Source organism: Priestia sp. SIMBA_032 (genome assembly GCF_046535215.1).
Classification (GTDB): Bacteria; Bacillota; Bacilli; order Bacillales; family Bacillaceae_H; genus Priestia; species Priestia aryabhattai.
Window position 1 is genome coordinate 1 of sequence record NZ_JAWRXD010000681.1, and the last position, 271, is coordinate 271.

Consider the following 271-nt stretch of genomic DNA (forward strand, 5'->3'; position numbering starts at 1 on the left):
GGCAGCACGGTGGCATCGCCGCTGGTGGCGTAGAGGGTGAACAGTTCCCGTAGGACCAGGGGCATGGACCAGCCATCGAGCAGGATGTGGTGGCTCGTCATCACGAAGTCGACCCGGTTCTCATCGAGCCGAATTGCGGTGAACCGCATCAGCGGTGCCCGGTCCATCTCGAACCGGCGCGTCCTGTCCTCGTCGAGGATCCCGGCCCGCCGCCCCTCCGCCTCCGGATCGCTGCGCAGATCGTGCTCCGCGAACGGAGCCACCGCGGATT

General features: G+C 67.2%; 1 protein-coding gene. It reads right to left on the minus strand.

The window, feature by feature from the left end; all coding sequences use genetic code 11:
• Positions 1 to 271: condensation domain-containing protein (locus SB717_RS35990; RefSeq protein ID WP_410907778.1), on the minus strand; the 271-nt coding region annotated here is incomplete at both ends.